The sequence below is a fragment of the Streptomyces ipomoeae 91-03 genome, assembly GCF_000317595.1.
Taxonomy (GTDB): domain Bacteria; phylum Actinomycetota; class Actinomycetes; order Streptomycetales; family Streptomycetaceae; genus Streptomyces; species Streptomyces ipomoeae.
The window spans coordinates 1-8,577 of sequence record NZ_AEJC01000652.1 but is presented as its reverse complement, the minus strand read 5'-3'; the positions used below and the strand labels follow the sequence as shown (position 1 = coordinate 8,577).

The 8,577-nt window shown below is 71.1% G+C and carries 7 protein-coding genes; 5 read left to right on the top strand and 2 right to left on the bottom strand.

Features of this window, described 5'->3' with window-relative positions; translation table 11 throughout:
• Positions 1-153 precede the first annotated feature (153 nt).
• Complete coding sequence (gene lon / locus STRIP9103_RS43090; protein WP_009341149.1) at positions 154-2,556, bottom strand: endopeptidase La; 2,403 nt, start codon at positions 2,554-2,556, stop codon at positions 154-156.
• A 161-nt stretch (positions 2,557-2,717) separates the two neighbouring features.
• Between lon and STRIP9103_RS43085 the strand changes: the two genes are divergently transcribed.
• Positions 2,718-3,443 carry a GNAT family N-acetyltransferase gene (locus STRIP9103_RS43085; protein WP_009341144.1) on the top strand — a complete coding sequence of 242 codons (726 nt, stop codon included), beginning with the start codon at positions 2,718-2,720 and terminating at the stop codon, positions 3,441-3,443.
• A 750-nt stretch (positions 3,444-4,193) separates the two neighbouring features.
• Here STRIP9103_RS43085 and STRIP9103_RS43080 read toward each other — a convergent pair.
• The gene (locus tag STRIP9103_RS43080; protein ID WP_009341159.1) at positions 4,194-5,036 is read right to left on the bottom strand and encodes a rhomboid-like protein; all 843 of its coding nucleotides are present in this window, start codon (positions 5,034-5,036) and stop codon (positions 4,194-4,196) included.
• A 256-nt stretch (positions 5,037-5,292) separates the two neighbouring features.
• Between STRIP9103_RS43080 and STRIP9103_RS43075 the strand changes: the two genes are divergently transcribed.
• The 4 genes from STRIP9103_RS43075 (at position 5,293) to STRIP9103_RS43060 (ending at position 8,480) form a co-directional block, all read left to right on the top strand.
• A complete protein-coding gene (locus STRIP9103_RS43075) occupies positions 5,293-5,535 on the top strand; it encodes a hypothetical protein (protein ID WP_009341155.1) in 243 nt (80 codons plus the stop codon).
• 119 nt (positions 5,536-5,654) lie between these two features.
• The gene (locus STRIP9103_RS43070; RefSeq protein WP_009341151.1) at positions 5,655-6,341 is read left to right on the top strand and encodes a spermine/spermidine synthase domain-containing protein; all 687 of its coding nucleotides are present in this window, start codon (positions 5,655-5,657) and stop codon (positions 6,339-6,341) included.
• A gap of 131 nt (positions 6,342-6,472) precedes the next feature.
• Complete coding sequence (locus STRIP9103_RS43065) at positions 6,473-7,210, top strand: response regulator transcription factor (RefSeq protein ID WP_009341146.1); 738 nt, start codon at positions 6,473-6,475, stop codon at positions 7,208-7,210.
• A gap of 181 nt (positions 7,211-7,391) precedes the next feature.
• On the top strand, positions 7,392-8,480 hold the full coding sequence (locus STRIP9103_RS43060) for a HAMP domain-containing sensor histidine kinase (RefSeq protein ID WP_009341158.1): 1,089 nt from the start codon (positions 7,392-7,394) through the stop codon (positions 8,478-8,480).
• Positions 8,481-8,577 lie beyond the last annotated feature (97 nt).

The window sequence follows — 8,577 nt, the reverse complement described above, 5'->3', positions numbered from 1 at the left end:
ACGCGCCGACGCACCGCCCACGCGGCTCTCGGGCGGCGAACGCCAGCGCGTGGCCATCGCCCGACACACCCGCACCGCGTCCGTCACGCCGCGGCCGGGGTCTTCACCACAGCGGGGTCTTCACCTCAGCGGCCGAGAGGGGCCGCCCCTGGATCACACGGCCACCGGAAGCTCCACCTCCGCCGGGGCGAGGGCCAGTTCCAGCACCTGGCGGACGTCCGTCACGGCATGCACGTCGAGCTTGTCGAGGACCTCGGCGGGGACGTCGTCGAGGTCGGGCTCGTTGCGCTTGGGGATGATGACCGTGGTGACACCGGCCCGATGCGCGGCGAGCAGCTTCTGCTTGACGCCGCCGATGGGCAGGACACGTCCGGTCAGCGAGACCTCGCCGGTCATCGCCACATCCGTACGGACGAGCCGCCCGGACAGCAGCGAGGCGAGCGCCGTCGTCATGGTGATGCCCGCGCTCGGGCCGTCCTTGGGCACCGCCCCCGCCGGGAAGTGGATGTGCACACCCCGGTCCTTGAGGTCGGCGACGGGCAGCTCCAGTTCGGCGCCGTGCGAGCGCAGGAAGCTCAGCGCGATCTGGGCCGACTCCTTCATGACGTCACCCAGTTGGCCGGTGAGCGTCAGGCCCGCCGCGCCCGTCTCCGGGTCCGCCAGCGACGCCTCGACGAACAGGACGTCACCACCCGCGCCGGTGACCGCGAGCCCGGTGGCCACACCGGGGACGGCCGTACGGCGCTCCGCCGGGTCCTGGGCGGACTCGGGCACGTGGTGCGGGCGCCCGATCAGACCGCGAAGGTCCTCGTCCCTGATGGTGAACGGCAGCTTGCGCTCGCCCAGTTCGTGCTGCGCCGCGACCTTGCGGAGCAGCCGGGCGATCGAGCGCTCCAGGTTGCGGACACCCGCCTCGCGCGTGTACTCACCGGCGAGCTTGCGCAGCGCGCTCTCGTCCAGTGTCACCTCGTCCTTGTCGAGCCCGGCCCGCTCCAGCTGACGCGGAAGCAGATGGTCCCGGGCGATGACGATCTTCTCGTCCTCGGTGTAGCCGTCGAGGCGGACCAGCTCCATACGGTCGAGCAGGGCCTCGGGGATGGCCTCCAGGACGTTGGCCGTCGCGAGGAAGACGACATCCGACAGGTCGAGTTCGACCTCCAGGTAGTGGTCGCGGAAGGTGTGGTTCTGCGCCGGGTCCAGCACCTCCAGCAGCGCCGCCGCCGGGTCGCCCCGGAAGTCGGACCCCACCTTGTCGATCTCGTCGAGCAGGACCACCGGGTTCATGGACCCGGCCTCCTTGATGGCCCGCACGATACGGCCGGGCAGCGCGCCGACGTACGTACGCCGGTGTCCGCGGATCTCCGCCTCGTCGCGGACGCCACCGAGGGCGACGCGGACGAACTTCCGTCCCATAGCGTGCGCGACCGACTCGCCGAGCGAGGTCTTGCCGACGCCGGGCGGGCCGACCAGCGCCAGAACGGCACCGCCGCGCCGGCCGCCGACGACACCCAGGCCGCGGTCGCTGCGCCGCTTGCGCACCGCCAGGTACTCGGTGATCCGCTCCTTCACGTCCTCCAGGCCGGCGTGCTCGGCGTCCAGGACCTCCTTGGCGCCCTGGATGTCGTACGCGTCCTCGGTGCGGGAGTTCCAAGGGAGTTCGAGGACCGTGTCCAGCCAGGTGCGGATCCAGGAGCCCTCCGGGGACTGGTCGCTGGACCGCTCCAGCTTGTCGACCTCCTTGAGGGCCGCCTCGCGGACCTTCTCCGGCAGATCGGCGGCCTCGACGCGCGCCCGGTAGTCGTCGGACTCCTCGCCGTCCTTCTCGCCGTTCAGCTCGCGCAGTTCCTTGCGCACGGCTTCGAGCTGACGCCGCAGCAGGAACTCCCGCTGCTGCTTCTCCACGCCCTCCTGGACGTCCTTGGCGATGGTCTCGGCGACGTCCTGCTCGGCGAGGTGGTCGCGCAGCTGCTGGGTGGCGAGCTTCAGCCGGGCGACGGGGTCGCCGGTCTCCAGGAGCTGGATCTTCTGCTCGGTGGTGAGGAACGGGGAGTACCCGGAGTTGTCGGCGAGGGCCGACACGTCATCGATGGCCTGCACCCGGTCCACGACCTGCCAGGCACCGCGCTTGCGCAGCCAGCTGGTGGCGAGCGCCTTGTACTCCTTGACCAGTTCCGTGGCGTGCCCCGGCAGCGGATCCGGCACCTTCTCGTCGACGGTCGTGCCCTCGACCCACAGCGCGGCACCGGGTCCGGTGGTCCCGGCCCCGATCCGCACCCGGCCACGGGCCCGGATCAGCGCCCCCGGGTCGCCGTCGGCAAGCCGCCCGACCTGCTCGACGGTCCCGAGCACACCGATGCTCGCGTACGTCCCGTCGATCCGCGGCACCAACAGCACCCGCGGCTTCCCGGGCTCCGCCCGCGCCGCCGCCTGCGCCGCCTCCACCGCGGCTCGTACATCCGTGTCGTTGAGGTCCAGCGGCACCACCATGCCGGGCAGCACGACCTCGTCGTCGAGCGGCAGTACGGGCAGGGTGAGCGGTGCGGACGTCGAAGCCATGATCTCTCCCTCGGCAGTCAAGTTGAGCTATGCCGACTCAATGCACATGAGCCTTCGAATGTTCCCTGGGGGATGTCGCGTTCGCTGTGAGCGATCAGGGAGGGGCCGGGGGCAGCGGGATTCACACCACAAGAACACTCAGACGTAATACCCTCATGCCAATGGTGTTCATTACATACACGGGGGTGACGGTGACCGGACCGGTGCGGGCCTGGATGGACGGTTGGGTCGTCTCGCGTGGGGCGGCGCCGCCCATGGTGCGGAGTTGGGGCTGGACGATCGACATGGGGTCGGCCGACCATGTGACGCGTCATGTCCTCACGGCGACGAACGACGAGGTCGAGGAGGCGACGGTCCGGAAGGTGGCGGACGCCGTGACCGGCGCAGGGGTGTGGCTGAAGGTCTTCGCACACCCGGAGACCGTCGGGCCCTGGCTGGGCGAGGGCTGGTGGATCGACCCGGAGCCGGGCTATCTGATGTCGGTGCCGCTGAGGGAGTACGCCGAACCCCTGACGGAGTCGGCAGCCCCGCGGACGTACGGCACGTACGAGCCCCCGCCCGTCCCCGACGGCTACCGCCTGCGCACCTGGTCACGCGGCGGGGTCACCCGGACGATGCTCGCGGCACCGGACGGCTCCTGGGCCGCGCGCGGCCAGATCGCGCCGACCGGGGCGACCGCGGTCGTCGACCAGATCGAGACGTCCCCGGCCCACCGCCGCCGAGGCCTGGGCACCCTGGTGATGCACACCCTCACCCGCGCGGCGATCGAACAGGGCGCGGAGACCGGCGTATTGGCGGGAACCCCGGAGGGCCGGGCTCTCTACGAGTCACTGGGCTGGACGGTAGCGGCGCCTCTGACCAGCGCGAAGTTCACGGGGCGGCCGTGAAGGCGCCGGAGCCCCGCTGATCCGAGCCGCACCGCCGACGCCGTCCGGCGCCGGGCATCCCCAAGACCGGCACCGACGGCCGCGCGAGGCGGTGGTCAGGTGGCGGGTGGGGCTGGCGGGTTGGGCGATACCCCGGCATGAACGCCACATTCCGCCTACTCCTCGCCGGCCCGCCCCAGCCGTGGGCACCGCGACAGCCGACCCGCCGGGCGAACCGACCACCATGCGCACCACTCCCCAGATGGACGCGACATCCCTGACGACAGCCGACGCACCCGACTTCCTCTCACCGATACGCCGGCGACTACGCGGCGGTGGTCAGGTGGCGGGTAAGGCAGGCGGGTTGGGTGATGTCCCGGCATGAACGCCACATTCCGCCCACTCCTCGCCAGCCCGCCCCAGCCGTGGGCACCGCGACAGCCGACCCGCCGGGCGAACCGACCACCGCGCACACCACTCCCCAGATGGACGCGACATCCCTGACGACGACCGACGCACCCGACTTCCTCTCACCGATACGCCGGCGACTACGCAGCGGTGGTCAGGTGGCGGGTTGGGCGGGCGGGTTGGGCGATGTCCCGGCATGAACGCCACATTCCGCCCACTCCTCGCCAGCCCGCCCCAGCCGTGGGCACCGCGACAGCCGGTCTGCCGGGCGAACCGACCACCATGCGCACCACTCCCCAGGTGGGCGCGGCACTCCTGACGACGGCTTTCGTACCGGACTTCCTCTTACCGGTACGCCAGCGGCTACGCGGCGGTCGTCGCGGGCCGGGCCCGGTCCGCGCCCAGACCGGCCTCGACGTCCCCGGCGCCCCGGGCGGCCCGCCACCACCGCACCACCGGCCACATGGCCACCCCGATCGCCAGCGAGATCAGATGGCCCCAGTCCGTCATCGGGTCGGAGAAGGTGATCAGGTCGTCGACGAGCATGTCCCCGAACAGCACCAGGACCGGCCATCGAAGCCACGGCGACAGCAGCCCCGCCAGGGCCCCCACACTCGCCGCCACCCCGAAGCTGATGCCGTAGTCGAGGCGGTGGAGGGAACTCTCGGGAAGGTGGCCGGCCGCGACCGCGAAGCCGACCGGGATCTCCGTCGCGAGCGTGGCGAGGACATGCCCCGACAGGAAGACGGCGGCCGTGCGCCACCCTCCGACACGGCGTTCCAGCGCGGTCAGCACCAGCAGCAGACCGAGCGCGTACGGCGACCCGACCCCGCCCGCGATCCACAACGCGCTCGCGAACAGCACCGGCATCGGGTTCTGCACGAGGTGCGCCACGTCCGTACTGGAGCCCTGGTGCAGGGCGTGCACGAGGGTGGGGTCGGCGTACTCGGCGACGATCGAGGTGACCACCAGGACCGTTGCGTAGGAGAAGGTGAAGGGCGCGCCCTTGGGAGTGGGGAGCAGTCGCCAGGGGCGAAGCCGGGCGGGCTTCGACTCCCGGCGGCCGGATTCGGCGGGGGTCGGGTCGACGGGAGCCGGGCCGGTGGACGGGCGTGCCGTACCGGGCTGTCGGGGGATCCCGTCCAGGACGGGGCCGGTGACCGACGGCGCCTGCTCGGCCGTCGAGGTCCTGTCCACAGCGCCCAAGGTGAAGCACCCCTTCCGTTTCACCCCACCTTCGACGCCCCCGTACGCCCCTGTCTGTGACCCCCACCACTCACGACCAGATCCACAGCAACCCGACAGGCTCACGGAACGTCTCTCGTAATCCCCCGCACCACCCGCACCACCCGCACCACCCGCCCCAAACAGCCCTCCCCGGAACCGCCCCGCCCTATCGAACCCCCTTCGGATCCAGCACCCACTGGCTCGGCAGCCCGTCCATCACCGCGGCCAGTTCCACGTGGGGTCGCCGGCGGTCACCCCGCGGCGGCACCCGGACTTCGCACGGAACTTCGCCGCCCGCTTCCTGGTCTTCGCGCTCGACATGGCCGTCGGTCGGGCCCGGCCCGAGGGACGGCTGCCCTTCGAACTCCCGTGCTCCATGGCCGCCGTGACCGCGTCCCGCCCCGCCCCGCCCCGCCCCGACGTGCCCAACGGCACCGAGGCCCCGGTCTTCCCGTACGGCCGCGGCCTGGGCCTCTGAACGCGCCGAGCGCGTACGGGCGCACAACCCCAACCGGGCTGTGACGCCGTGCCCCCGAACCGCCACCGGGCCGTCGCAATTCAGCCGCCCCCGCGTCGAGAACGCGTAAGGATGGATGGATGCCCACCTCCTACGACACACCTGACGCACCCGAAGTCATCGACCGGCGCGAGGGCCCGTACGGCGAGGTCGTGCTGCGGCGGCACGGGGAGTTGCTGCAGATCATCGCCAACGGGTGCTTCCTGATGGACACTTCCGACGGACGCTCGGAGCGGCTGCTGATCGATGCCGCCCTGGACGCACTCAACGGCCGTTCTCGGCCAAGTGTGCTGATCGGCGGTCTGGGCGTCGGCTTCTCGCTCGCACACGCCGCGGCGGACCCTCGCTGGGGCCCGATCACCGTCGTCGAACGGGAGCCCGCCGTCATCGAATGGCACCGTCGAGGACCGCTGGCCGAGGTGTCCGCGAAGGCCCTCGCGGACCCTCGTACGGACATCGTCGAAGCCGATCTCGTCGAGTACGTCAATGAGACTTGCGCCACGTTCGACGCGCTGTGCCTGGACATCGACAACGGGCCCGACTGGACCGTCTCCGAAGCCAACGAAAACCTGTACTCACCGGCTGGATTGGCAAGCTGCGCAAGGGTGTTGAGGCCCGGCGGGGTACTCGCGGTGTGGTCCGCGCAACCCTCCCCGCAATTTGAGGAAACCTTGGGGAATGCCGGGTTCCAACAGGTGCGTACCGAAGAGATCCCCGTTGCCCGAGGCGTTCCGGACGTCGTACACCTCGCGGTCAGGCCTGGATAGCCGTGGCGCGGTGACTGCCCGTACTCTGCTTCCCTGACGCCGATCATTCAAGCGTCAAACGCAGTCATGCGCAGCCACGCGCAGTCGAGGGATCACCCCACGGATTCCGGAAAGCAACTCAGGGGCGGGCGATGGAGCAGACACACACCTCCCACAGCAGCACCACAGCGACCCCGGGCGCCCAGCGCCGTGTGCTCGTGGTCGAGGACGACCCGACGATCGTCGACGCCATCGCGGCCCGCCTGCGCGCCGAGGGTTTCGTCGTCCAGACCGCGTCCGACGGCCCGGCGGCGGTCGACACCGCCGAGGCCTGGCAGCCCGACCTGCTGATCCTCGACATCATGCTGCCGGGCTTCGACGGCCTCGAGGTCTGCCGGCGCGTGCAGGCCCAGCGGCCCGTCCCGGTGCTGATGCTCACCGCGCGCGACGACGAGACGGACATGCTGGTCGGACTCGGCGTCGGCGCCGACGACTACATGACCAAGCCGTTCTCCATGCGGGAGTTGGCCGCCCGCGTGCACGTCCTGCTGCGCCGCGTCGAGCGTGCCGCGCTGGCCGCCACCACACCGCGCTCGGGCATCCTGCGCCTCGGTGAGCTGGAGATCGACCACGCTCAGCGCCGGGTCCGGGTGCGCAGCGAGGATGTGCACCTGACCCCCACCGAGTTCGACCTGCTGGTATGCCTCGCGAACACCCCGCGTGCCGTACTCTCGCGCGAACAACTGCTCGCCGAGGTGTGGGACTGGGCGGACGCGTCCGGGACGCGGACCGTGGACAGCCACATCAAGGCGCTGCGGCGGAAGATCGGCGCGGAGCGGATCCGCACGGTGCACGGTGTGGGGTACGCCCTGGAGACCCCGACTCCCTGAGTCGGCGCCCGCACCGCGCGCACAGGACGTGCGCAGGCGTACAGGTGTGTAGGCACAGGGGGCTGGTGGTGGTATGAGCGAAGTCGGTGACCCACGGTCGCGGGATCTGAGCGACTCACGGTCGCGAAGTCTGGGTGGCCCGCAGTCGCGGAGTCTGGCTGACGCGCAGTCGAGGAAGGGCGTGTGGCCGCTGAGCGGTCTGCGTCCCTTCTCGATCAAGACGAAGCTGGGCCTGCTCGTCGTCGTCTCGGTTCTGATCACCACCGGTCTGTTGATGATCGCGGCACGCACCGAGACGGAGCTGCGCTTCATCACGGTGTTCTCGATGATCGCCACGCTGTTGATCACGCAGTTCGTGGCGCACTCGCTCACCGCGCCCCTGGACGAGATGAACGCGGTCGCCAGGGCCTTCTCGCGCGGCGACTACACACGCCGGGTCCGCGAGAACCGCCGGGACGAACTGGGCGACCTCGCCCACACGATCAACCTCATGGCCGACGAGCTGGAGGCCCAGGACCGCCAGCGCAAGGAGCTCGTGGCGAACGTCTCCCACGAGCTGCGCACCCCCATCGCCGGGCTGCGGGCGGTCCTGGAGAACATCGTGGACGGCGTCACGCAGGCCGACCCCGAGACGATGCGCACGGCCCTGAAACAGACGGAACGCCTGGGTCGTCTGGTGGAGACGTTGCTGGATCTCTCCCGTCTGGACAACGGCGTGGTCCCCCTGCGCCGCCGCCGCTTCGAGGTCTGGCCGTATCTGTCGGGCGTCCTCAAGGAGGCCCAGATGGTGTCCTCCGCACGCGGCGGCATCGCCTCGGACTCCGGCAAGCACACGCGTACGGACGTCCACCTGCACCTGGACGTGCATCCGCCGGAGCTGACCGCCAACGCCGACCCCGAACGGATCCACCAGGTCGTCGCCAACCTCATCGACAACGCGGTCAAGCACAGCCCGCCGCACGGCCGTGTCACGGTGAAGGCCCGCCGAGGTCCGGCCCCCGAGTCGCTGGAACTGGAAGTCCTGGACGAAGGCCCCGGCATCCCCGAATCCGAATGGCACCGAGTCTTCGAACGCTTCAACCGCGGCGCCGTCAGCTCGCCCCACGGCCCCGGCAGCGACGGCGGCACCGGCCTCGGCCTCGCCATCGCCCGCTGGGCGGTCGACCTCCACGGCGGCCAGATCGGCGTAGCCGAATCCCCCAAGGGCTGCCGCATCCAGGTCATCCTCCCGGGCACGGTCCCCCACCCGACCCGCCCCGCCCCGGCCTAGCCCCCTTCGCCCCCGCCACGCCTGAGAGCTCGGTCGGGCCGGTGCGTTGGCGGGTGCGGGCGGGCGGGGGCTGCTCGCTCCCACGCGGCGGAGCCGC

Excerpts from the sequence above, each read along its gene's own strand:
- STRIP9103_RS43085 (WP_009341144.1), top strand. The coding sequence starts at position 2,718 with ATGGTGTTCATTACATACACGGGGGTGACGGTGACCGGACCGGTGCGG.
- STRIP9103_RS43065 (WP_009341146.1), top strand. The coding sequence starts at position 6,473 with ATGGAGCAGACACACACCTCCCACAGCAGCACCACAGCGACCCCGGGC.
- lon (WP_009341149.1), bottom strand. The coding sequence starts at position 2,556 with ATGGCTTCGACGTCCGCACCGCTCACCCTGCCCGTACTGCCGCTCGAC.
- STRIP9103_RS43070 (WP_009341151.1), top strand. The coding sequence starts at position 5,655 with ATGCCCACCTCCTACGACACACCTGACGCACCCGAAGTCATCGACCGG.